Raw genomic sequence first — 23427 nt, forward strand, 5'->3', positions numbered from 1 at the left:
CAGGTACATATAGAAGGTGAAGAGTCCGTCCCATTCCTGTAGCAGAGAAGTTTCCAGCATTAGGATAGCGTTCTATTTTAAGTGTAGAATTGAAAGTTTGTTGTCGATAACAATGTGATAAGCTTCGAATGGCTCGCTAGGGGTGACAACCTTTGTGCGGGCTATTTGTAATTTTAAATTTGCTATGCCTTTTCATCATAAAAGCGCCTCTGTTTTTAACAAACCTGTGACGCTTGAGAAAAAGTTCTCAAATTAATCAAGAAGAGGGCTTGGGCGTGTGATTTATGTCACAACCGGAGCGTGACTTTTTTGACAGAATAATGGTGGGTAAGGGCAGTGAGTCCTGAAACCAAGCATAATGAGTATGTTCAGCAGGCAAGACTTCGTTAAGACGCAAGGCTGCTGACGGATTTTTGTCGATTAAGACATAGTTTAACAACAGAGCTTATGAAAAAGAAATGCTGGAGGGGTAAACGAATGGATATGGTCATGCTGTCTCGGATCCAGTTTGCATCGACGACGATCTTTCACTTCTTCTTCGTCCCGGTGTCAATCGGTCTTGCACTCATCATTGCGATGATGCAGACGATGTACGTCGTTAAAGGCGATGAGCAGTACAAGAAGATGGCAAAGTTCTGGGGAAAGTTGTTCCTCATCAACTTTGCAGTAGGTGTCGTGACGGGGATTATTCAAGAATTCCAGTTCGGTATGAACTGGTCCAACTATTCAAGATTCGTCGGGGACGTGTTTGGAGCGCCGCTTGCGATTGAAGCGCTGGCTGCCTTCTTCATGGAGTCTACATTTATCGGACTATGGATCTTTGGTTGGGATCGCCTATCGAAAAAGGTACACTTGGTATGTATTTGGCTTGTAGCGATTGGAACGACGCTATCTGCTTTCTGGATTTTAGCTGCGAACTCTTTTATGCAGCGTCCGGTTGGTTATCAGATCGTCAATGGCCGTGCGGAGATGAACGACTTCTTCGCATTGATTACGAACGGTCAATTGTTGGTCGAGTTTCCGCATACGGTATTTGGGGCCTTTGCAACAGGGGCGTTCCTGATTACCGGTATTAGTGCCTACAAAATGTTAAAGAAGCAGGACACCGAATTTTTCAAGCAATCCTTTAAAATTGGTATTATAGTTGCATTTGTGGCTTCTTTCTTAGTGGCGATCTTTGGTCACCAACAAGCACAATACTTGGTGCACACGCAGCCGATGAAGATGGCTGCTGCGGAAGGCTTGTGGACTACAAGTGATGACCCTGCGCCGTGGACAGTATTTGCGGCCATTAACACAGATAAGCAGTCTAACAAGTATGAGTTCAAAGTGCCTTACGCACTTAGCTTCCTTTCCTACAGCAAATTCTCGGGTGAAGTAGTCGGGATGAAGGAACTGCAAGCTGAGTACGAGCAAAAGTATGGCCCTGGGGATTATATTCCTCCTGTTAAAACGACGTTCTGGAGCTTCCGCATAATGGTGCTCGCAGGTACGCTTATGATTTTGCTAGGCATGTATGGGGTATACATGATGGCACGCAAGAAACTGGATAAGCTGAAGCCGTGGTATTTGAACGCGATGTTGTTCGGAATATCCTTGCCGTTTATCGGCAACACTTCTGGCTGGGTGATGACAGAGTTTGGTCGTCAGCCGTGGACAGTGTTTGGTTTGATGAGAACAGAGGACAGTATCTCGCCAAGTGTAACAGCAGGGCAAGTTTTGTTCTCAACGATTTCATTTACAACCATTTATAGCATATTAGGTATATTAGCTGTCTGGTTGTTTGTTAAAGTGATCAAAAAAGGCCCGAACGCGGTAGATCAAGCACATACCGTTAAGGCTAATGATCCATTTGCAAGGGAGGGACAGCAATAATGGAACTGAGTGAACTGTGGTTTGTTCTCGTTGGGGTATTGTTTGTCGGCTTCTTTTTCCTAGAAGGATTCGACTTTGGCGTAGGTATGTCCACGACTTTCCTTGCTAAGACTGATGGAGAACGTCGAGTGCTGATCAACTCGATCGGTCCGTTCTGGGATGCAAATGAAGTATGGTTGCTAACGGCTGGTGGAGCGATGTTTGCTGCATTCCCGCATTGGTATGCAACTTTGTTCAGCGGATTCTATACACCGCTTGTTGTCGTTCTGCTTGCCTTGATCGGTCGGGGTGTGGCGTTCGAGTTCCGTGGCAAAGGGGAAACCGAAGCTTGGAAGAAAACATGGGATGTCGTTATTTTGTTAGGTAGTATGCTTCCTCCGTTCCTGTTCGGTGTTGTGTTTGCGAACTTGCTGCAAGGGTTACCGATTGATAAGAACATGGAAATGAGCGCAGGTTTGTTTGACGTCGTGAATGCTTATACGGTCGTTGGTGGTGTGACGGTAACGGTGTTGTGTCTGGTTCACGGGCTTCTGTTTGCTACTTTGCGTACCACTGGCACCTTGCAGGAGCGCGCGCGTAAACAAGCGAAGACGTTGCTTGTGCCACTGGCTGTATTGTTTGTTGCTTTTGCCATTATGACTTATACAATGACGGATATTTTTGAAGCGCGGGGAACGATCCTAACCATTATGGCAGTGCTAGGTGCGATCGCGTTTGTATTGTCAGGCTACTATATGAGCAAAAAGAGAGACGGTTGGGCATTTGCCATGACAGGTACTCTTATCGCTTTGGCGATATCAGGTGTATTTGTAGGTATGTTCCCAAATGTCATGATCAGCTCGATCGACAGTGCGTTTAATTTGACAGTGTATAATGCTGCCTCGGGAGCATATTCACTTAAAGTGATGACGATTGTAGCACTCAGCTTGCTGCCGTTTGTTCTCGGCTATCAAATTTGGAGCTACTTCGTGTTTCATAAACGGGTACATGAGAAGGAGCACTTGGAATACTAATGGGTAAAAAGACACTCGGATTCAAAGGAATAAGACCGGTAATGATCGCAATTGCGGCCCTGACTTTGATTCACAGTGTGTCCATCATATTTATGGCTATAGGGCTGGCGGAGTCGATCTCCGCCCTCTTTGGCGGATCATCGCTGCAGGAACAGTCGGGCACTATTGCCGTGTTCCTGTTTGCTTTTATTATCCGGCATGTGACAGCCCTTGTGTCGCAGAAGCTGGCCTACCGTTATGCGGAACGCACAGGGCGCGACCTGCGCAAGGAACTGATGGATAAGCTGTTCCAATTTGGTCCGCGGCTTGCGAAGACTGAGGGAACAGGTAACTTAGTTACGCTTGTGTTGGATGGTGTCGCGCAGTTCCGCACTTATCTGGAATTGTTTATTCCCCGTATGCTTGGCACGGCGATTACGCCGGTTCTAATATGGGTGTATATCCTCTGGCTCGATCGAGTGGCTGCGCTGATTTTGGCGGTAACGATGCCGATTCTGATCGTGTTTATGATTCTGATGGGGTTGGCCGCAAAGAAGCAGATGGACCGTCAATGGGAATCGTATCGGGTGCTGTCGAACCACTTTGTGGATTCGCTTCGTGGGCTGGAGACGCTCAAGATGCTCGGACTAAGCGGCTCACACAGCAGCTCTATTGAGGGTGTCAGCGACAAATATCGAACGGCAACTATGAAGACGTTGCGTGTGGCGTTCCTGTCCTCGTTTGCCCTTGATTTCTTTACGATGCTATCGGTAGCGTCGGTGGCGGTAAGCCTTGGACTGCGCCTAATCAATGGCACGATGGAACTGGAGCCTGCGCTGTTGGTGCTAATTCTCGCACCGGAATATTTCCTTCCTGTGCGTATGGTCGGCGCGGATTACCATGCCACCTTAAAGGGGAAGGAAGCGGGAAAAGCGATTCAGTCGCTGATCGATGCTGCTTCGACAGAAGCGATGACAGCTGCACTGCCCGCTGCATTGACTTGGTCAGCGGACAGCGTACTGAAGCTGTCCCAAGTGGGGGTTCAGCACGAGGAGACGGGCCCGCACTCGTTGCAGCATGTAACAGTCGAGCTGCGTGGCTGCAAGAAGGTTGGCATTATAGGCACAAGCGGCGCGGGCAAGTCCACGTTAATTGATGTGCTGGGCGGCTTCTTGCGTCCAACAGCAGGCGAACTGGAAGTAGACGGCACAAAGGTAGCTGCGTTAAGCGATCCGGCGTGGCGTACGGCAGTAACCTATATCCCACAGCATCCGTATATTTTTAGCAGCTCGCTTGCAGACAATGTGCGCTTCTATCATCCTGAAGCTACAGATGAGGCGGTTAGCAGGGCACTGGCAGCGGCAGGCTTGGCTGAGTTGGTGAAAGGACTGCCGCAGGGCGAAGCCGAGTTAATCGGCAACGGTGGCCGCCGATTAAGCGGGGGACAGGAGCAGCGCGTAGCGTTAGCCCGCGCTTTCTTGAGTGATCGTCCCATTATGCTGCTTGACGAGCCGACGGCACACTTGGACATTGAGACGGAGTATGAATTAAAAGAAACGATGCTGCCGCTTTTTGAAGGAAAGCTGGTACTGCTTGCTACACATCGAATGCATTGGATGCCGGATATGGACGTTATCGTGGTTATGGAGCAGGGAAGTATCGCTGAAATGGGAACTCACCAAGAGCTGCTTGACCGCAAAGGAACGTATTATGAATTGATGAAAGCTGAAGGGGAGGAACTAGGATGAAACGGGAGCAATGGTTTAAGCCCTACTTTCAGGCTTATTACGGCCGTTTCACGCTGATTGTCTTCCTAGGTGTGCTAACGGCTGTTAGTGCGGCTGCCCTGATGTTTACATCAGGGTACTTGATTTCCAAGTCCGCGCTCCGACCGGAGAACATATTAATGGTCTACGTGCCGACCGTGCTCGTACGGACATTCGGCATTAGTCGCGCTGTCATTCATTACGTGGAACGGCTTGTCGGGCATGACGCCATCTTGCGCGTGCTGTCGCATATGCGAGTGCGGCTGTATCGGATTTTGGAGCCGCAGGCTCTGTTTTTGCGTTCGCGTTATCGGACAGGGGATGTACTTGGCGTGCTCGCCGATGATATTGAATACTTACAAAATGTATATATGCGCACCGTATTTCCGAGCATTGTCGCATTAGTAATGTATGCCGTCGTCATTGGTGCGTTAGGCTGGTTCGATGCAAGCTTTGCTGCCATTATGGCACTTTATATTTTTGTACTAGTATGTATTTTGCCCTATGCCTCGCTTCTGTTAACTAAAGCTAAAAATCGTCAACTCAAGCGGGATCGGAACGGGTTATACCAGAAGTTAACGGACGCGGTGCTTGGGCTCGGAGATTGGGTGATTAGCGGACGTGCGTCCCAGTTCGTCCATTCTTACGAACAAGATGAGGCAAAAGTAGCGGATATTGAACGTTCGCTCAGCAATTGGTCCAAATGGCGTACACTTGTAGCCCAAGGTGTTGTAGGTACGATTATCGTGTCGATCATTTATTGGGCAGGACAGCAATATGCGGATCGACAAATGGATGTGACGTTGATTGCTGCGTTTGTGCTAGTAGTGCTGCCGCTAATGGATGCGTTTTTACCTGTGTCGGAAGCAATCGAGAAAATTCCGCAGTATCGTGAATCTGTAGATCGCCTTTTGAATATGGGATCAACAGCTGAAGCCAGCAGTACGGATGAGCAAGCAAGAGCTGCGCGTGCAAATGCCGCGTTGGAGAAGATTGCTGCTTCAGGCAAGCAGGTTACTTTAGGGATACATGATGTGCGTCATCGGTACGGCTCTGACGATCCGTGGAGTGTCAATGGTGTTACACTTGAATTGGCGCCAGGCAAGAAGGTTGCCATTATCGGACGAAGCGGGGCGGGCAAATCAACATTAATCAAGCTGATCCAAGGTGCGTTAACACCTACGGAGGGTCAAGTCACGATTAATGGTGTCCCTGCTTCTGACTTTGGCGATCAGATACCTAAGGTGATATCGGTCTTAAACCAGAGCCCGCATTTGTTTGATACGACAGTCGGGAACAATATCCGACTTGGCAGGCTGGAAGCTTCTGATGAAGAGATCAAGCACGCTGCTCACCAGGTGAAGCTGGGATCGATGATCGCTGCTCTGCCAGCGGGCTATGACACGCTGATGCATGAGACTGGGCAGCGGTTCTCGGGCGGCGAGCGGCAGCGGGTAGCGTTAGCCCGTATTTTGTTACAGAATACGCCAGTTGTTATTTTGGATGAACCGACGGTAGGACTTGATCCTCGAACGGAGCGGGAACTGCTGCACACCATTTTCCAGACGATGGAGGAGAAGACACTAATCTGGATTACACATCACCTTGTTGGGGTGGAGAAGATGGATGAAGTCATCTTTGTGGAAAATGGGGAAGTAGAGATGCGTGGCACACACGCTGAACTGATGGCACGGGAACCACGATATCGTAAGCTGTATCAATTGGATAGACCTATGCTTGCAAAAGAAGGTCGCTTGGATGTATGAGTTAGTATTTCCGGGCTATTCTATTTGTAAGGAATAAGCTAGATCACACCGTTGAACACAGGTTAGCTCTCAAGAGCAGCCTGTGTTTTTTTGCGTACGCGCAAGATTACCAGTATAACGAATGGTATTTTAATAAATTTATTAGACAGAACAGGCTCCAGTTATGTTACTATTGTCTTATCCTTATTTGTAGTTGTGAAAAAGTAAGTTACTCTATTTGAATAAGAAAGGTAGGCTTAGTATGAAATCAGCTTCACATGATTCGACAGAAGGTTCGTCAATACGCTCTATTTCAAACAAACAACGTATCGGTATGGCGGTTGTGCTTGGTTCGATGACAGCCATCGGTCCACTATCGATAGATATGTACTTGCCATCCCTGCCGATTTTGGCTGCGGATTTGCAGACAACTACATCTTATGCGCAGCTTAGCTTAACGGCATTCTTATTAGGAATTGCGCTTGGGCAATTGTTAATGGGGCCGCTTAGTGATGCACGTGGCCGCCGTATGCCGCTAATTGCTTCACTTGTTGTATACGCAGTTACGTCCTTTTTGTGTGCATTCGTACCCTCCATCTGGGGCTTGCTTGCGCTGCGCTTCATTCAAGGGGTCGCTGGGGCTGGCGGAATCGTAATCGCTCGTGCGATGGTTCGTGATATGTACGACGGTCCTGAGCTGACCAAATTTTTCTCCCTCTTGATGTTAATTAACGGACTTGCACCTATTATGGCACCTGTAGCTGGTGGCCAACTTTTGAAGTGGACCACATGGCACGGCATCTTTGTTGTGTTAGGTTTGCTAGGTATTTTGTTAATTGCGTCAGCCGTATGGGGATTAAAGGAAACGTTGCCCGAGCAGCGCCGCTTAAAAGGCGGGGTAAAAGCAACGTTGTCCACCTTTGGCGGACTGCTTGGCGACCGCGCGTTTATGGGGTTTGCATTGTCGATGGGGCTAGTATCGGCGGCCATGTTTGCGTATATATCAGGTTCACCCTTTGTACTACAAAATATTTATGGTGTGTCCCCACAAATGTTTAGCTTGTTATTTGCATTAAACGGTCTAGGTTTAATTGTGGCTACCCAAATAACGGGACGGTTAGTCGGGCGCTACCACGAATCACAATTATTTGTTGCGGGGCTTTTGCTATCACTTGCGGGTGGCTTAACGTTACTCGCCATGATTCTTATTCATGCACCATTGCTTGCGATTCTCATCCCACTGTTTGTGTCGGTATCAAGCACAGGTGTGGTTGGTACGGTAGGCTTTGCTCTAGCTATGCAAAATCAAGCTAGCAATGCGGGAAGCGCCTCTGCAATGCTAGGCTTGCTGCCATTTATATTGGGATCGGTTGTCGCCCCGCTTGTAGGCCTTGGTGGTGAACATACCGCTGTTCCTATGGGGATCGTAATCGCATGCTGCAGCCTGTTGGCGATGACCTTTTATTTAGGTATGATCCGCAAGCGTTATGCCAAGCCTGCCAATCAGCAGGATATGAGCGTTTAAGTGTTCTAACAGACAGGCATTGATTACGTTTAGAGCCATCATAATGCCACAATAGAATTATATCATTTCGTTAAGAGCCGGAGGGGGTTGTCCTTTCCGGCTCTTCTATTGAATACATTAATCATAGGGAATGCATAGATAAAAAACACTATAGCTGTAAATGTGAAGCGAGGTTGTCTGACGGTTTTAGAAACCATTTTATAGTGAGGAGGGAGCACAATTTAATCGTATAGGGCTTGGATGGCAAACAATTTTGCCGACTTATGTAAGTTCTTGAATATTTAGATTTTGACGTGAGAGGGGGAACGTGATTAGATCAATATAACAAGTGTAGACGGAGGTAAATGGAGCCAAATGAAGAAAGTGTTGTCTTACCTTAAACCTTATCGAATACCGATGGGTTTTGCGATTACGCTGATGTTAATAGAGTTAGCAGTTGAGCTGATGCAGCCGCTGCTAATTGCTAAAATAATCAACGAAGGAATAACCCCTAAAAATATGAATCTGGTTCTGCAATGGGGCGGTGTGATGCTGGGATTGGCGTTTATCGGCTTCGCTTGCGGAATCATTAACTCTTATTTTGCTTCCCGGGTAGCGCAGAATTACAGCTTTGACCTGCGGCGCAGTTTATTCGATCGCATCCAGTCGTTTTCATTTGCCAACTTTAATCAATTTCCGACTGCGACGTTGATTACACGGGTGACGAGTGATGTAACCCAGGTTCAAAATTGTGTATTTATGGCGATGCGTATTATGATGCGAGCTCCGTTATTGCTGCTTGGCGGACTTGTTATGGCACTTGTGGTCCATGTGAAGCTGGCGCTTATTTTGGCAGTAGTCACGCCGTTGATGCTTGTATTTTTAGTTTGGATGATGAAAAAGGGATTTGTTCTTTTTCGTTCTGTACAAGAAAAGTTGGATCGTGCGAACAGTGTGCTGCGGGAAAATTTGCTGGGCATGCGCCTGATTAAGTCCTTTGTACGAAGTAAGCATGAACAATCTCGCTTTGCAGCCGCTAACCAAGAGCTGGTAGATCGAACTGTAGCCGTGCTGCGTTTGATGGAGACGGCTGTGCCGGTATTGTTATTTGTGATGAATGTTAGCGTACTGCTCATTTTGTGGATTGGGCATGATCAAGTGCTTACTGGTGGTGCTAATATCGGTGAAGTCGTGGCGGTCGTAAATTATGCAGCTAGAATAACGGGGGCTTTTTCCGTTGTATCGATGATTGTGATGACTTTATCGCGTGCACGCGCATCCGCTCAGCGAATAGAGCAGGTGTTGAATGCTGAGGCGGATGTCATCGATAATGAGCAGGCTATTCCATCCGCGCGGATTAGCGATGGGGGCGTGCGCTTTGACGAGGTAACCTTTGTATATCCTGAACACGATGTCCCCGTATTGGAGCGAATCAGCTTTGTTGTAGAGCCTGGTCAAATAGCAGCTATTATGGGAGCCACAGGTGCAGGCAAGTCCACATTGTTTCAGCTTATTCCACGTCTATACGATGTAACTACGGGGCGTGTATGTATTGATGGAATCGATGTGCGAGACATGCTGCTGGATCATCTGCGCGGAGATATCGGTTATGTCCCACAAGAGGCGATGCTGTTCTCAGGCACGATTGCGGACAATATCCGCTTTGGTCATGAAGGCGCCACGCAAGCAGAAGTGGTGAATGCGGCACAGCGTGCACAGATTCATGAGACGATTATGAGGCTGCCTAATCAGTATGACACCGTTATTGGGCAGAAAGGCATTAATTTATCCGGCGGACAGAAGCAGCGCCTGTCCATCGCCCGTGCTCTGGTGCGCAGTCCTAAGCTGCTGCTGTTGGACGACAGCACAAGCGCATTGGATGTGCAGACGGAAGCAAAGCTGCTGCGTGCGCTGCCAACAGCATCGTGTACCACCTTGATGATTACGCAAAAGATCAGCACAGCAATCCATGCGGACATTATTGTGCTGCTTGACGAAGGAAAGCTGCTTGCGGCGGGTCCCCACGACGAATTGCTGCGCCAATCCGTGCTGTACCAGCGTATGGTGGAGTCGCAATTCGGAAAGGAGGCAGTACCGCATGTCTAATGAACGGGGCAGCAACCCTAATGGAATACCGTCGAGTACAGCGTCACCGCTGCCTAGGAAGGGTCATGGAGCAGGGCCGCGACAGAAGCAGAAACCAAAAGATATGTTGGGGACGCTACTGAAAATATGGGCCTACCTGTCCAATTATAGAGGTCGATTGGGGCTTATTTTAATATTGGTGCTCATCAGTTCTGTACTTGGACTTCTGGGGCCGTTCCTGCTTGGTTATGCGATCGATCGATTTATTGGTGCACCGGATCACGGAGGACTTGTGCAGCTTATCGTGCTGCTTGCTTGTGTGTATGTGGTTCATTCCATCGCTTTGTGGCTGCAAAATATTTGGATGATCCGCATTTCACAGCAAGCCGTATCACAAATGCGCAAGGAGCTGTTTCAAAGCTTGCATCGTATGCCAGTATCATTTTTTGTGAAGCGGCAGCACGGGGAACTAATGAGTAGATTGACCAATGATATGGACAATGTCAGCTCAACGTTAAACAGCTCTTTTATTCAGCTGTCATCCAGCGTGCTTACGTTTGTAGGTATGTTAGGTATGATGTTGTGGTTGAGCCCCACGCTCACACTTATTACGCTGCTTATCGTGCCGCTTATGTACTTTGGCATGAAATGGATTACTAATCGAACAGGCAAATATTTTAAAGAACAACAGCGCAACTTAGGGGATATGAACGGTTTTATTGAGGAGACATTTTCGGGTCAAAAAATGGTAAAGGCATTCTCGCAAGAGCGGAAGGTCACAGCGCAATTTATTGAAAAAAGCGAGCGTCTGCGAGAAGCGGGCTGTTGGGCTCAAATGTATTCGGGCTTTATTCCGAAGCTGATGAACATGTTGAACAACGTTAGTTTTGCCATCATTGCAGGGGCGGGCGGACTAATGGCGGTTTACGGGATGATCACCATCGGAGTTATCGTCACGTTTGGCGAATATGCAAGGCAGTTCACTCGCCCGCTAAATGATCTCGCGAATCAATTTAATACTTTTTTGTCCGCCATTGCTGGGGCCGAAAGGGTGTTTGAAATTTTGGAGCAGGACCCCGAGGCGAAGGATGAAGGGCAGGCTATGCCTATTCATGAGATCCGTGGTGAGATCCGCTATGAAGACGTATCGTTTGCGTATGAGAAGGATATGCAGACGGTATCGGAGCTTAACTTTCATTTGGCAGCAGGACAAACGGCTGCATTGGTCGGACCTACTGGTGCTGGCAAGTCGACCGTTATTCATTTACTCTCTCGTTTCTATGATCCAGATGAAGGTACAATCTACGTGGATGGCGTCGATATCCGACAAATTACACGAGACAGCTTGCGCAGCCATATGGGGTTTGTACTCCAAGATCCGTTTTTATTTCAGGGCACGATTCGTGATAACATTCGCTACGGACGGCTAGAAGCAACGGATGAGGAAGTGGAACAAGCGGCGGAGTTGGCGAATGCTCACTCCTTTATAAGTAGACTTTCGTGTGGGTACGAGACATTGCTGGACGCAGAAGGTAGTGGAATTAGTCAAGGACAGAAGCAATTAATATCGATTGCGCGTGCCATATTGGCCGATCCCTCAATATTGGTATTGGATGAGGCAACAAGCAGCATCGATACGGTCACGGAATTGAAAATTCAGGAGGCTTTGTACCGTTTGATGCGGGGCAGAACGAACATCGTAATTGCCCATCGCCTGAATACGGTGCGGCAAGCAGATGTGATCGTTGTCTTGGAAAACGGGCGCATTACGGAGCAGGGTAATCACAATGGGCTAATGGACAAGCGGGGATTTTATTACGGGCTTGTACAGAGCCAGTTTGAGGAGGTTATTGTATAGATCTGTTGGCGTGGTTTAAAAGGCTGTTAACAAGCGTGGGAAGCAATGAGCTGCGAACAAGGATGACGGAGGGGCTAAGCCCCTTCCGTGTCACGTTCAGGTAGTTTAAGTGATATAACACAAAACGCGCTTATTTATATGGTTCCGTTTATAATTGAAGTATGAACTCGGTTCATTCGTTTGATAACGATAACACAATGTTTGTGTATGGTAGAGCTATTCATTCGAATTGGATTACATCGCTATGGAGGGGACAGAGCTATGGCTTTAATGAATTGCAGTTTCTACTCGGAGGTATTGGGTCTTAATACAGAGATGACGGTAATCGTACCGCAGCAAACAACTTCTCAGATTGGTTTGGAAGGGTATGCAGCCAAGAGCCTGCATCCTACACTTTATTTGCTGCATGGTTTATCTGACGATCATACGATTTGGATACGTCGGACCTCTATCGAGCGTTACGTGGCGAAGCTTGGGCTCGCCGTAGTCATCCCGCAGATGCACCGCAGCTTCTACACCGATATGGCAAGTGGACTCGCCTATTGGACATTCTTGACCGAGGAACTGCCAAAGCTGGCACGAGGCTTCTTCCCCTTGTCAGACAAGCGCGAGGACAATTATGTCGCCGGATTATCGATGGGCGGATATGGAGCGTTTAAATGGGCGCTAACCTATCCCGAACGATTTGCAGCTGCCGCCAGTCTATCTGGTGCGCTTGATATCGGAAATGATCTGTTCAGACAACGACTGGCACAGGATATGCAGCTGATTTTTGGCGAGCAGCCTGTGTCGGGAACGGAGAATGACTTACTGCACCTGCTGAAGTTGGGCGAGGACAGGCAGGGCTTGAAGCCAAAGCTTTATCAGTGCTGCGGGACGGAGGACTTCTTATATAAGGATAACCTGACATTCCGTAATGCCGCACAACATTCTACTTATGAGCTGCATTATGAAGAAGGCCCAGGAGAGCATGAGTGGGGGTACTGGGACGCGCGTATTCAGGATGTATTGGCGTGGCTTCCATTAAGACACAAACAAAAATAAGCAGTGAATCAACAGGAGGCCCGATCACGATTGGTATACTAAATGTGGCTATTGTGTTCGGGCCAATTGAATGAGAGCTTTATTGCTAGTCAATTGAAGTTAAACTTGTAAGGCAGACTCAACAGTGCTGCTATCGTGTTGGGTATAACGATGACGGTATTCGACTCGTCCGATGCGGCAGCCCTCACCGATCCGTACATGATTGCCACGAACTACATCAGCAGTCGTGTGCTCAAGTTCGATCTCATCGCCCTCGATAATATCGGCAGTTAATCGTGCCTCTGGCATGACTTTAAACAGAGCAGGGATAAACTTAAGGACGTTGCCAATGCTGTTGCCTTTACGTACTATTATTTTTTCGCCGCCAATCTCCTTGGCACTGCACGCCCAATTAACCTTCGCATCCAAAATACCTACGTTTAACAAGCCATCGATGTTAAAACAACCGTTCGTTTCTAATCGCTCCACTTCGCAATTTCCATGAATAGTTACGCCGCCTCTAATCTTCAGTCGTTCACCGCGCAGCGATTGACTGACGTTAAACATCCCATTAATGCTTGCTTCTTGCACAAGCACATGGCCTAGCGTATTAGCTTCACCTTGAACGGACAGCTTTCTCGTCTCTAGGTTGCCTTCTGCGCGCAATGTGCCCTGTACGCTTGTTTCGTCTGCAATCGTATGGCCTAATACGACGGCGGTCCCGGAGCAGGAGAACTTATGACAGTTGATATCCCCAGTTACTTCTCCATCACCCATAATGGAAACTTTGTTGTATGTCCCCCCTGAGGCCGTAGAAGACCCCATAATTCTCATGTTTTGCGCGGAACGTTTATCCATATGTTATCCCTCCATTTATCCGTGTACTAGCTGTTATAACTTAGTTGTCCGATTCACTTTTGCTTGGTTGTGTACGTCTAATCCTACTTTGTATTCGACATGGTCTATTTCGCATCCAGGCCCGATCACAACCATGCTGCCGCGCACGATACGGGCTTTCGTATACTCTAACACGATTTCATCGCCCTCAATGGTATCGGCTTCCAGATAAGGGCTCGTAAATAAAGAAGTAACCATTCTGGAAAATGAATTCATTCGACCTTGCCTGACTGTGATCGATTCACCACCGATCTCCCGCGCGCGGCAGGCACCCAAAATGGTGGCGTCGATGGTACCGGCATTTAGCAGTCCATCAATGCTAAACATCCCATTAATCGTTACTCGTTCTGCTTCGCAGTCACGGTGGACGGTTAACTTCCCTTGCGTCTCAAGCGTATCACTGTTAAGCATGCCATCAACCGTTGCCATTCCATTGATTCTACATTGCGCTGCCCGCAAATGACCATTGATGGAGCAAGTACCATCGATTTGTGCGGATGGTGTGGTCAGGCTCCCTTTAACCTTGGATGTGCCGCTGCCTCTAAATGAATTACACGAGGCGTCTCCATTAATAGTGGCCATCCCATTTAACGTGATACGATGAAAAGACCCGCCGCTTGAACTGCCGACACCGTTAATATTCATATCTCTTAAAGGTTGTTCGTACATGAGCTTATCCTCCGATTCAAGTAAGTTTGACCTTTAATTGCTCCACGCACTCCGTCATCGAAAGCTTTGCCACCAACTTTGTGCTGTGGTCAACGTACATCTCGCTTGGGCTTGTTACGAGCAGAAATGAGGTAGAGCCCATGTTTCTCAGCATGACAAGTTCACTGCCTTTGCCCTGAAGCTTTTTGAAATGTTCACGCAGCACTTGCAGCAGCCGTTTTCCTTCTTCTATGCTCATTTGTCCGGTTTGAAGCATTTGGTCTAAAGCATATACATAAATGATTTGCTCAAATGAGTAGGCTTCTGCATCTCCCGTCTGCTCGGTAAATAACTGCATAGCTATTTCCGTAATAATGTTGCGATCAATAAGCTCAGCTTTGGTCAGCGCCATTGAGGCTAGGTTGGGAGAGAACATATCTGCCAATTCGTCCAAAGAGAGGTTATCCTTCATATTAACTATTTTATCGATGCGCTCCAGTATTTTTTCTTTAGGAAAAAACGTTTCTTGGCCGGTAAACGTTGATTTGCGAATAAACCAGTCTTCTGGAATCAAGTCTTTACGCTTCCATCTATAGAGCTGTCCATAGGAAATACCGGTCAGATCCAGCAAATCCTTTTTCGATATAAGCTGGTCTTCGATCACTTCGGCACCCTCCTTTAGCAGTTGTTTAAACTTCGTAACACTGTTTCGTTAATATCGTAACACTGTTGCGCTAACTGCGCAAGGCACCTGTAGACGGAACTAGACTACATCTATAGACGGAGGAAATGGATAGGCAAATTCATAATTAGCCATACAAATGGAGAAATTGTATATATAAGGTGCCAAATCCATACAATTCACGGCTGATAAGGGTGAATTGACGAATCCATGTTATAATTAAAGGGTGTAATTAAAAAATGTACATTGGAGGTAGTGGGAATGAACCAAATTAAAGAAACGGACCTGCCCGGTATTGGTCGTAAGTTTCAGGTAACGACCCGTAGTGGCGACAAGCTTGTCATTATTATTCATGATGATGGTCGTCGAGAGATGTATCACTTTGATTATGAGGATCCAGATGACAGCGTTTCTATGGTGACGTTGGATGATGACGAGGCACGGCAAATTGCCGGTATCGTAGGGGGATTGTCCTACAAACCTAAAGCACTTGAGAACATTGAGGTAGCACTGGATGATCTCATTATCGAGTGGTTTAAGATTGACAGCCATGCAGCTTGTATCGGCCAGACCATCGGGGGACTTGATGTAAGACAGAAGACGGGAGCGGCTATTATCGCCGTTATCGAGAAAAATGCCGAGAAAAAAATTAATCCGGGGCCTGATTATTCCTTTGTAGGAGAATCAATGTTGGTTGTGGCCGGGGAAAGGCATCAACTAAAGAAACTAAAAAATATTTTAACGAGCGGAGAGTGATACGATGGATCATGTTGTACTCGAACTTGGTCTGGCTGTTGCCCTTGTAGCTCTGGCGGGACTAATATCCACGAAGCTGAGGTTCTCTGTTATACCGTTCTACATTCTGATCGGTATGGCTGTTGGTCCACATGCTCCGAAGTTCGGAGAGTTTGATTTCCGATTTATCGAGAGTGCTCCGCTTATTGAGCTGTTGGGCAGATTAGGTGTTCTGTTTCTACTGTTTTATTTGGGGTTGGAGTTCTCAGTTGGTCGATTAATCAAGGCTGGTAAATCGATCGCCATCGGCGGTACGATCTATATTGTTATTAACTTTGGACTAGGGCTGGCCTTTGGCTTTGGCGCGGGACTTCCCTATCAGGAAGTGCTTGTCATTGCAGGTATTGTCAGTATTTCATCAAGCGCAATTGTAGCTAAAGTGTTGGTGGATCTCAAACGAACAGCTAATCCGGAGACGGAAATGATTTTAGGAATTATTATGTTTGAAGATATTTTCCTTGCTGTGTACATCTCAGTATTGTCAGGGCTTGTGTTAAGTGGAGCGAGTTCACTAGGTGGAGTATTACTGTCAGCGGCAACCGCACTTGGATTTATGCTGCTCGTACTCGTTGTTGGCCGCAAAGCTTTGCCTCTTATTAACCGGATGTTTAACATTCGTTCGAATGAACTCTTTTTACTGTCTGTGTTTGCACTGCTTTTTATCGTAGCTGGTTTCTCGGAGACGATTCACGTTGCAGAAGCAATTGGAGCTTTGCTTGTAGGCCTCGTATTAGCGGAGACAGAGCATATGAAGCGGATCGAGCATTTGATCTTGCCCTTCCGTGATTTCTTTGGCGCTTTGTTCTTTTTTAGCTTTGGTCTTACGATAGACCCATTCACGCTTGGTGGCGCCGTGTGGCTCTCGATTGGCGCTGTTGTTATTACGTTGTTCGGCAACTACATTGCCGGAATGTTGGCAGGTAGAAGCGCAGGCTTGTCACACAAGGCCTCATCCAATATTGGGTTGACGATTGTGTCCCGTGGCGAGTTTTCCATCATATTGGCGAACATCGGTAAAGCAGGGGGACTGCTAGAGCTGTTACAGCCTTTTGCCGCATTATATGTGCTTATTCTTGCTATATTAGGACCATTTCTCACAAAAGAGTCCAAGTATGTGTTCATGTTTATGAACTCCATTTTCAAATGGGACCGCAAGAAAGACAAAGTAAAACCGAAACCGTCGGCTGAATAAACGACATATTCCAGAAGTGAACCAAGCAGCGAACAGGAGGGGTTATTCGATGAACATCATCAAAAATTCCATCGTATTATCGATCATCGTAGCCTTGCTATACTCTGTGTTCGTCCCGGTAGCACTGATGGATAATGCGCATGCGCCGAACGATCCTATGTTTCTGGTGTTAAAGGATCAGATTCAAGTCAACTGCAATCAAGTATTCCGCACGCCATCCGTAAAAAAGACGATTGCGATCCAGAAGATTATCCCTACACACGGGGATGTTGCTCTTATGTTGTCGCCTATCGTGTGGATTATAAAGCAGGCGGTGTGCCTGCTCGCTATCATTTTATTTTTACGTTTACTTATGCTCATGCCTGTAAAATACTTGTCTAATTACCTCCATCAAAATTCCAAACCTAGAACGGCAGGAATACCCTCGTCGTAATAATGTTTAACGGGTTGGACTTCGGATACCAAGTCCGCAACAGCGATTACGGCCGGTGAGGCAGAACGACCTGTAATAATTAAATTTAGTTTTTCTGGGCGCTGCTGAATAACGTCTATCACCTCAGACAATGGAAGTACATCATCAATAGGGAAAGTATCGATAGCAAGTGCGTTGTTTAACTCATCCAAAATGATAAAGTCATATTGACCCGATGCAATTTCCTGCTTGGCGATCGACCAAGCCTTGGCCAACGATTCCCGATGCTCCTCTGGTGTTTTTAACCACGTAAAGCCAATACCTAATTGACGCACCTCTACGCCGATTTTTTCCAACGCAATCTGCTCTCCGTACGTTCGATCAGGACTCTTAATGAATTGTAACATTAACACTTTAAAGCCTCTGCCGACTGCACGGACGCTTAAACCTACGGCTGCTGTGGTCTTGCCTTTTCCATCCCCTGTGTATACAAGCACTAAACCTCTTGATTTCTTGGACATCGCTGCTGCCTCCTCATATAGTTTATTGTCTAAACGTTTGCGGATAGGGTAAAGCACGAACTATTTATATTGTATCCTATTCATGCGTAAAGTGCAGCGCAGTTCTATTTGTGCTTGCTATCAAAATGGATGGAAATATACGAATCTACTAGTAGCTTTGTTAGAGGCAGGCGCTCACCAATTTACATATGATGTAGTAGACCTTATTGGAGGTGAGAGCGATGTCGAGATTCTATTATTGCGGCTGTCACAGTCATAAATATGATCCTTGCAAACCAAAACATCATCCTGCCTGTGAGGACAAGCACCACGACTGCTATGAGGATGAAGAGGAAGAGGATAAATGCAAGCATAAAGAAGAGAAGTACGATCCGTGCAAGAAGAAAAAGGACAAATGCAAAGAGCACAAACATGATCCGTGCAAGAAGAAAAAGAAGAAGGAAGACAAGTGCAAAAAAAAGGATGACAAAAAGAAGTGCAAACAAAAGGATCATAAGAAGTGTGTAAAAAAGGTGAAAAAGGTGTATGTCGTGTATGAAATTACTTGTAAAAATAAACATGAAAAAGACTGATCGTTGATTTATTTGCACGTAAACACCGAAGCAGCGTCAAAGCTTGTCCGCTTCGTTTGTCATATATCATTAGATTGGATAAATAGGGGCAAAGAATGCTGCCCCTATTTAATAGTGTCTACCCTATCATAATTTTTCCTTCCGGATAACGGTACAGCGACTGTGGCTTGCGTCTATTTAATGCATAAGCAAGGGTTAGCGGTCCTAATCTGCCGATAAACATAGCGGCACAGAACACCAGCTTACCGAATACGGACAACTCTGCTGTTAAGCCCATTGATAGGCCTACGGTCGCGACCGCCGAGGTCGTATCAAACAAAATTTCCAAGAACGGTTTTTGTTCGGTGACGGCCAAAAGCATTGCGATCGATAGCACCATCATTAGGGCAAGGAATATTATCGTGAGCGCCTTTACGATTTGATCCTTGGACAAACGGGTCCGAAACAGTACCGCATCTTCACGTCCGCGAAGCATAGCTGCAACGGCGCAGATCAGGATGGCAAAAGTAGTTGTCTTGATGCCGCCTCCAGCCGAGCCCGGGGAACCCCCGACGAACATTAAAATAACCATAAAAAATTGTGTAACCTGTCTTAAACCTTGAATATCAACCGTGCTTGTCCCTGATGAACGAGACGAAATGGATTGAAAGACGGATGAATAAATTTTACCTGAAAAGGACATCGGCTGTAGAGTGTTTGGATTTGTAAATTCAAATACAAATATCATGACGGCGCCGACCACAATCAAAATAGCTGTCATAGACAACACCACTTTAGAGTGCAACGAAAACTTTCGTTTTCTTGGGAACTCGTAAAGTTCAGCTAGTACAATAAAGCCTAATCCACCTGATACAATAAGGAAAAAGGCAACGACATTAAACAAAAAATCGTCGGCATAAGCTTGGAAGCTATTTCCGAATAAATCTAGGCCCCCATTGTTAAACAATGACACAGAATGAAACAAACCATAGTAGAGCGCCTTTTTGATCGGCATTTCTCGCAGCCAGTGCAGAGCCAGAATCAACGCGGCACTAGCTTGAATAACGGCGACAAATATAATAATGCGGCGAATGATCCGCACGATTCCTTCCATACTGTCTGTGTTCATAGCTTGCTGTAAGATGAGTCGCTCGCGCAGTGATATTTTTTTGCCGAGCATTAAGTAAAATAACGTAGCAACCGTCATAAATCCGATGCCGCCAATCTGAACCAGTATAATAATGACGATTTCACCGAACATAGTAAACGTCGCTGCCGTATCTACTACGGTTAGTCCGGTGACACATATCGCCGAAGTTGCCGTGAACAGGGCATCTACCCAGCCTATAGCATGTCCGTCGTGAACGGAGATCGGCAGTCTTAACAGCACAGTGCCAATTAGAATTAGCAGTAGAAAGCCGGTCACTAATACTCGCGAGGGAGTCCAGTTTTTCCACTGCCTGGCAAGGGAATTCCACCAGGATGCCATGAGTACACCTCCTTTAACCAAAACGTTCACTAGTATATCGTTTCCAGCGGCACTTGTAAATGGCATGTGTTGCACAATGATATGAAGATAAGTACGTTTAGTATCCCCAATCTGCTGTGGAGCAACCTGTTGATGCTAATAAAAGCAAAAAAATCCGCCCCCGTAGGAGCGGATTTGTGCCAGCTTATAGTCGTTGTTAGGTTAGCCTTTTACACTTCCGGCCGTCACCCCTTCGATAATTTGCTTTTGCAAAATGCCGTAAATGATAATGACGGGTACAACGCTGATCGTAATGGCAGCGGTCAGCGCCCCGTAGTTCATATTAAACTTGTCCGCGAATGATACGACGGCAACGGGAAGCGTTCGCAGTTCCTGATTGGATAGGAACAAGTTGGCCAGAATGTATTCGTTCCAGTTGCCGATAAAGTTAAGGATAAACACGGTAACTAGCGTAGGCATCGTTAACGGGATGACGATACGTCCCAACAGGCCGTAAGTAGACAAGCCATCCATAATGCCGGCCTCTTCCAGTTCAGTCGGCATCGATTTTAGGAAGGCAGCAATGACAAATGTAGTCAGGGGAATACCAAATGCGGCATAAGGAATCATTAATGCAAACGGCGTATTATAAATTCCAAAATCTTTAATCATGATATAGAGTGGTATAAGTAATGATGCAGGCGGAATTAAGATGGACAACAACAGCAGGCCCAGAACGAGCTTGCTTAACGTAGGGAATTTCATTCGTGTCACCGCGTAGGCGATGGCGGTTGATAACAATATAGTCGTGACGGTTGATACGATGCTGATATAGAGACTGTTGACAAAGTAAGTACCTATATGAGAGCTTGATAGCGCATTGGCATAGTTGTCCCAACTCAGTCTGGACGGCAGGCCCCACGGGTCGTTAAATATTTCCGTATTGTTTTTGAAGGAAGAAATAAAAACAAACAGTAACGGAAACACAACGATAACGACATAGACAAGAAGGACGACGTGAGACAGAATACGACTTTGGGCACGGAGCTTCATTAATATTCGGCCTCCTTCGACGTCTTCTTGTTTACGAGATGATAGATAAGAGACAGTATGGCGGTAAACACCGTAATAATAATGGCAATTGCATTTGCGTAACCGAAATCTCCAAGTGCATAAGCTTGCTGATACATGTATGTAGCCATCACTTCAGAGCTGCCGAATGGCCCGCCATTGGTCATGATGAGTACAATATCAAGCGCCTTCATCGCACCTGTAATAGATAGCAGCATCGTCACTACGATGACCGGGCGAATCAGTGGAATGGTCAATAGCCAAGCCTTGCGCCAGCCTACAGCGCCGTCGATTTCACCAGCCTCTAATATTTCCTTAGGAATAGCAAATATGCCCGCAAGTACAAGCACGATGTAGAACCCCGTCCACTGCCAGCCATTCGTGACCAGCACAGACAAAAAGGCGGTCTTCTCATCCCCCAGCCACAATCTTGTCCACGTTTCCAGCCCTGCTGCCTTAAGAATTTGATTAAGCAATCCCGCATCCGGCGAATAAATAAACTGCCAGATGACCGCAATCGACGCTGTTGATAAAATGCTGGGCATAAATACAGTCAACTTATAGAAATCGAGGAGCCGCTTTACACCGCTCACTAAAATAGAAACGACAATAATAATCGGAACTTGAATAAAGACGGAAAACAGTACAAAATAAATATTATTTTTAAAGGCAACCCAAAATTTCTCGTCTGATAATGCACGGATAAAGTTATCAACCCCATTATAAACGGGGGCTGTAATACCGTCCCAACTCGTCACCGAATATTGAAGAGACTTAAATAATGGAATCAAATAAAAAGTAATATAGAGCACGAGAGCCGGTACGACAAATACCATATAAGCGACACGATTCCGGAGTATTTTGTTCATCGTTCATCTCCTACGTTCCGGTGAGCATCGAGCCATAACCGGGATGGAATGTAAGAAGCGGGAACCACAGCTGAAGGCTGGTTCCCGATACGAATGCTTATCACTTATTTCCCTTCCTTGATCGCTTTCTCTTGCGCTTGCTGCATACGCTCAGCTGCTTTTTCTGGTGTTATTTTGCCGCCCAGCAGCTCTTGTACCGTCTGCTCCAACGTAACTTTTACACTCTTTTGTACAAGTGCATCGAATGCAGGGAACGCACCTTTGGCGGAGCCTTGAGATTCACCTAGTGACTTCACCAGCTCTGTTGCCCCTTCCACGTTGCTAACTCCTTTCATCGCAGGAATACGACTTGATTCGATAAGGCTTCGTTTTTGCTGCTCCACATTGTACCAGTTTTTAATAAAAGCTTTGACCGCTTTTAATTCGTTTTCCTTTAAGTTGGCAGAGACACCAAATCCATTGGACCAGCCGCCGTTAATATAACCGTCTCCAGGGCCGCCAACGTCAGGAAGCCGGAAGAAGCCGGATACATCTTTAACTGTAGAGGTGTCGCCTGTGATGGCATTAGCAGCCCAACTGCCATCAAACAGCATCGCCGCTTTGCCTGTATAGAAGTTGGCTTGACCTTGAGAATACTTTAGACCAAGAACGTTCGGATCGATGTACCCTTTGTTTTTCAGATCCTGTACACGTTTTAAAGCTTCCACAACAGCAGGATCTGTCCACTTGGTTGCGCCTGTCGCAAAGCCATCTTGCAGTGCAGGTCCGCCAAGGCCAACGAACAGACTGTTCACGAGCATGTTGGCTACCCATCCGTCGCCAGAACCATCTCCCATTGCAATTGGTGTAATGCCTTTTGCTTTAAGTGCTTCGCACACAGCAAGCAATTCATCCCAGGTTTTAGGGACGGTTACACCTGCATCTTCGAATAGCTTTTTATTATAAAAGAACCCCTCAATATAACCTGATTCGGGAAGTCCATATATTTTTCCATCCACTGTGAATTCCCTTAAATTAAAGAAGGCGTCCGCGATACCAAGCTCGGTCAACATATCATTTAGGGCAAGTAAACGTCCTGCTTTTGCGTATTTGATCGTATCATCTCCACCAAACAGGTTAAATAATGGAGGCTGTGTACCGCTGGTCATCTCGGCTTTCAGCTTTACGTCGCGGTTCACTGTATCTTCAACACCATCGAGCTTGAATTTCAAGCCAGGTACTTCCTTCTCTGTTGCCGCGGATACTTCCTCAAGCTGTTTTAGCATGGCCTTTGCGGTGTCACGTACGTTTATGTGACGGATAACAACGTCAAACGACTCTGCTTTCTCTGGTTCAGGAGTCGTAGTTCCACCTGATTCCTTTGGTGGGTCAGCCGGTTTGCTAGAACCGCTGCATCCTGCTAGTGTGAGCATTCCCATAAGTGCAACGATCATCAATAACGTCAAGCTTTTTTTCATTTCTTAACACTCCCGC

21 protein-coding genes are annotated in these 23427 nt (G+C 46.7%); 13 read left to right on the forward strand and 8 right to left on the reverse strand.

Going from position 1 to position 23427, the window contains the following annotated elements; genetic code table 11:
• The first annotated feature begins 477 nt into the window (after nucleotides 1-477).
• The 8 genes from H509_RS0103110 to H509_RS0103145 all read left to right on the forward strand — a co-directional run bounded on the left by H509_RS0103110 (nucleotide 478) and on the right by H509_RS0103145 (nucleotide 12869).
• On the forward strand, nucleotides 478-1875 hold the full coding sequence (locus tag H509_RS0103110; RefSeq protein WP_028543779.1) for a cytochrome ubiquinol oxidase subunit I: 1398 nt from the start codon (nucleotides 478-480) through the stop codon (nucleotides 1873-1875).
• Nucleotides 1872-2888: a cytochrome d ubiquinol oxidase subunit II gene (gene cydB / locus H509_RS0103115; RefSeq protein ID WP_028543780.1), complete on the forward strand. Its 1017-nt coding sequence runs from the start codon at nucleotides 1872-1874 to the stop codon at nucleotides 2886-2888. The genes H509_RS0103110 and cydB overlap by 4 nt, the downstream gene beginning before the upstream one ends.
• Entirely contained in the window at nucleotides 2888-4615 is a 1728-nt protein-coding gene (gene cydD / locus H509_RS0103120) for a thiol reductant ABC exporter subunit CydD (protein WP_028543781.1), read from the forward strand. Before cydB ends, cydD begins: the two co-directional genes overlap by 1 nt.
• A complete protein-coding gene (gene cydC / locus H509_RS0103125) occupies nucleotides 4612-6399 on the forward strand; it encodes a thiol reductant ABC exporter subunit CydC (protein WP_028543782.1) in 1788 nt (595 codons plus the stop codon). The genes cydD and cydC overlap by 4 nt, the downstream gene beginning before the upstream one ends.
• A gap of 241 nt (nucleotides 6400-6640) precedes the next feature.
• Nucleotides 6641-7903 carry a multidrug effflux MFS transporter gene (locus H509_RS0103130; RefSeq protein ID WP_028543783.1) on the forward strand — a complete coding sequence of 421 codons (1263 nt, stop codon included), beginning with the start codon at nucleotides 6641-6643 and terminating at the stop codon, nucleotides 7901-7903.
• Nucleotides 7904-8257: 354 nt separating this feature from the next.
• On the forward strand, nucleotides 8258-9988 hold the full coding sequence (locus H509_RS0103135) for an ABC transporter ATP-binding protein (RefSeq protein WP_028543784.1): 1731 nt from the start codon (nucleotides 8258-8260) through the stop codon (nucleotides 9986-9988).
• On the forward strand, nucleotides 9981-11825 hold the full coding sequence (locus tag H509_RS0103140) for an ABC transporter ATP-binding protein (protein ID WP_051286782.1): 1845 nt from the start codon (nucleotides 9981-9983) through the stop codon (nucleotides 11823-11825). Before H509_RS0103135 ends, H509_RS0103140 begins: the two co-directional genes overlap by 8 nt.
• A gap of 261 nt (nucleotides 11826-12086) precedes the next feature.
• Nucleotides 12087-12869 (forward strand): alpha/beta hydrolase, encoded by a 783-nt coding sequence (locus H509_RS0103145; protein WP_028543786.1) that lies wholly within the window; start codon nucleotides 12087-12089, stop codon nucleotides 12867-12869.
• Between the two features lie 99 nt (nucleotides 12870-12968).
• Here the strand turns inward: H509_RS0103145 and H509_RS0103150 are convergent, their stop codons facing one another.
• From H509_RS0103150 to H509_RS0103160, 3 genes are read right to left on the reverse strand one after another with little or no spacing between them, the layout of a single operon-like run.
• Nucleotides 12969-13706: a polymer-forming cytoskeletal protein gene (locus H509_RS0103150; protein ID WP_028543787.1), complete on the reverse strand. Its 738-nt coding sequence runs from the start codon at nucleotides 13704-13706 to the stop codon at nucleotides 12969-12971.
• A 33-nt stretch (nucleotides 13707-13739) separates the two neighbouring features.
• Nucleotides 13740-14414: an integral membrane protein gene (locus H509_RS0103155; protein WP_028543788.1), complete on the reverse strand. Its 675-nt coding sequence runs from the start codon at nucleotides 14412-14414 to the stop codon at nucleotides 13740-13742.
• A 16-nt stretch (nucleotides 14415-14430) separates the two neighbouring features.
• On the reverse strand, nucleotides 14431-15054 hold the full coding sequence (locus H509_RS0103160) for a YhbD family protein (protein ID WP_028543789.1): 624 nt from the start codon (nucleotides 15052-15054) through the stop codon (nucleotides 14431-14433).
• A gap of 282 nt (nucleotides 15055-15336) precedes the next feature.
• On the opposite strand from H509_RS0103160, the gene H509_RS0103165 reads away from it, so the two are divergent.
• The 3 genes from H509_RS0103165 to H509_RS0103175 are packed head-to-tail and all read left to right on the forward strand — an operon-like array spanning nucleotide 15337 to nucleotide 17495.
• Complete coding sequence (locus tag H509_RS0103165; RefSeq protein WP_028543790.1) at nucleotides 15337-15831, forward strand: cation:proton antiporter regulatory subunit; 495 nt, start codon at nucleotides 15337-15339, stop codon at nucleotides 15829-15831.
• Between the two features lie 4 nt (nucleotides 15832-15835).
• On the forward strand, nucleotides 15836-17062 hold the full coding sequence (locus H509_RS0103170) for a cation:proton antiporter (RefSeq protein WP_028543791.1): 1227 nt from the start codon (nucleotides 15836-15838) through the stop codon (nucleotides 17060-17062).
• Nucleotides 17063-17111: 49 nt separating this feature from the next.
• Entirely contained in the window at nucleotides 17112-17495 is a 384-nt protein-coding gene (locus H509_RS0103175) for a hypothetical protein (protein WP_028543792.1), read from the forward strand.
• On the opposite strand, the gene H509_RS0103180 is transcribed toward H509_RS0103175, so the two are convergent.
• Nucleotides 17453-17995: a cob(I)yrinic acid a,c-diamide adenosyltransferase gene (locus H509_RS0103180; RefSeq protein ID WP_028543793.1), complete on the reverse strand. Its 543-nt coding sequence runs from the start codon at nucleotides 17993-17995 to the stop codon at nucleotides 17453-17455. The two genes, H509_RS0103175 and H509_RS0103180, sit on opposite strands and share 43 nt — an antisense overlap.
• 82 nt (nucleotides 17996-18077) lie before the next feature.
• Between H509_RS0103180 and H509_RS28125 the strand changes: the two genes are divergently transcribed.
• Complete coding sequence (locus H509_RS28125) at nucleotides 18078-18254, forward strand: hypothetical protein (RefSeq protein ID WP_157277422.1); 177 nt, start codon at nucleotides 18078-18080, stop codon at nucleotides 18252-18254.
• Between the two features lie 2 nt (nucleotides 18255-18256).
• Nucleotides 18257-18502: a hypothetical protein gene (locus H509_RS27085; protein ID WP_157277424.1), complete on the forward strand. Its 246-nt coding sequence runs from the start codon at nucleotides 18257-18259 to the stop codon at nucleotides 18500-18502.
• Between the two features lie 183 nt (nucleotides 18503-18685).
• Here the strand turns inward: H509_RS27085 and H509_RS0103190 are convergent, their stop codons facing one another.
• The 4 genes from H509_RS0103190 to H509_RS0103205 all read right to left on the reverse strand — a co-directional run bounded on the left by H509_RS0103190 (nucleotide 18686) and on the right by H509_RS0103205 (nucleotide 23411).
• Nucleotides 18686-20035 (reverse strand): TrkH family potassium uptake protein, encoded by a 1350-nt coding sequence (locus tag H509_RS0103190; RefSeq protein WP_028543794.1) that lies wholly within the window; start codon nucleotides 20033-20035, stop codon nucleotides 18686-18688.
• Between the two features lie 201 nt (nucleotides 20036-20236).
• Nucleotides 20237-21067, reverse strand: a complete 831-nt coding sequence (locus H509_RS0103195; protein WP_028543795.1) for a carbohydrate ABC transporter permease — start codon at nucleotides 21065-21067, stop codon at nucleotides 20237-20239.
• Nucleotides 21067-21954 (reverse strand): carbohydrate ABC transporter permease, encoded by an 888-nt coding sequence (locus H509_RS0103200; RefSeq protein WP_028543796.1) that lies wholly within the window; start codon nucleotides 21952-21954, stop codon nucleotides 21067-21069. Before H509_RS0103200 ends, H509_RS0103195 begins: the two co-directional genes overlap by 1 nt.
• A 104-nt stretch (nucleotides 21955-22058) precedes the next feature.
• Nucleotides 22059-23411, reverse strand: a complete 1353-nt coding sequence (locus H509_RS0103205; RefSeq protein ID WP_028543797.1) for an extracellular solute-binding protein — start codon at nucleotides 23409-23411, stop codon at nucleotides 22059-22061.
• Between the last annotated feature and the right edge of the window lie 16 nt (nucleotides 23412-23427).

The sequence above is a fragment of the Paenibacillus taiwanensis DSM 18679 genome (genome assembly GCF_000425125.1).
In the GTDB taxonomy this organism is placed as follows: Bacteria; Bacillota; Bacilli; order Paenibacillales; family Paenibacillaceae; genus Paenibacillus_B; species Paenibacillus_B taiwanensis.

Coding starts and splice junctions, on each gene's coding strand:
- H509_RS0103180 (WP_028543793.1), bottom strand. CDS start 17,995: ATGTCCAAGAAATCAAGAGGTTTAGTGCTTGTATACACAGGGGATGGA.
- H509_RS0103170 (WP_028543791.1), top strand. CDS start 15,836: ATGGATCATGTTGTACTCGAACTTGGTCTGGCTGTTGCCCTTGTAGCT.
- cydD (WP_028543781.1), top strand. CDS start 2,888: ATGGGTAAAAAGACACTCGGATTCAAAGGAATAAGACCGGTAATGATC.
- H509_RS0103205 (WP_028543797.1), bottom strand. CDS start 23,411: ATGAAAAAAAGCTTGACGTTATTGATGATCGTTGCACTTATGGGAATG.
- H509_RS0103145 (WP_028543786.1), top strand. CDS start 12,087: ATGGCTTTAATGAATTGCAGTTTCTACTCGGAGGTATTGGGTCTTAAT.
- H509_RS0103135 (WP_028543784.1), top strand. CDS start 8,258: ATGAAGAAAGTGTTGTCTTACCTTAAACCTTATCGAATACCGATGGGT.
- H509_RS0103175 (WP_028543792.1), top strand. CDS start 17,112: ATGAACATCATCAAAAATTCCATCGTATTATCGATCATCGTAGCCTTG.
- H509_RS0103165 (WP_028543790.1), top strand. CDS start 15,337: ATGAACCAAATTAAAGAAACGGACCTGCCCGGTATTGGTCGTAAGTTT.
- H509_RS0103200 (WP_028543796.1), bottom strand. CDS start 21,954: ATGAACAAAATACTCCGGAATCGTGTCGCTTATATGGTATTTGTCGTA.
- H509_RS0103190 (WP_028543794.1), bottom strand. CDS start 20,035: ATGGCATCCTGGTGGAATTCCCTTGCCAGGCAGTGGAAAAACTGGACT.
- H509_RS0103130 (WP_028543783.1), top strand. CDS start 6,641: ATGAAATCAGCTTCACATGATTCGACAGAAGGTTCGTCAATACGCTCT.
- H509_RS0103195 (WP_028543795.1), bottom strand. CDS start 21,067: ATGAAGCTCCGTGCCCAAAGTCGTATTCTGTCTCACGTCGTCCTTCTT.
- H509_RS0103110 (WP_028543779.1), top strand. CDS start 478: ATGGATATGGTCATGCTGTCTCGGATCCAGTTTGCATCGACGACGATC.
- H509_RS27085 (WP_157277424.1), top strand. CDS start 18,257: ATGATCCTTGCAAACCAAAACATCATCCTGCCTGTGAGGACAAGCACC.
- H509_RS0103140 (WP_051286782.1), top strand. CDS start 9,981: ATGTCTAATGAACGGGGCAGCAACCCTAATGGAATACCGTCGAGTACA.
- H509_RS28125 (WP_157277422.1), top strand. CDS start 18,078: ATGCGTAAAGTGCAGCGCAGTTCTATTTGTGCTTGCTATCAAAATGGA.
- cydC (WP_028543782.1), top strand. CDS start 4,612: ATGAAACGGGAGCAATGGTTTAAGCCCTACTTTCAGGCTTATTACGGC.
- H509_RS0103150 (WP_028543787.1), bottom strand. CDS start 13,706: ATGGATAAACGTTCCGCGCAAAACATGAGAATTATGGGGTCTTCTACG.
- H509_RS0103155 (WP_028543788.1), bottom strand. CDS start 14,414: ATGTACGAACAACCTTTAAGAGATATGAATATTAACGGTGTCGGCAGT.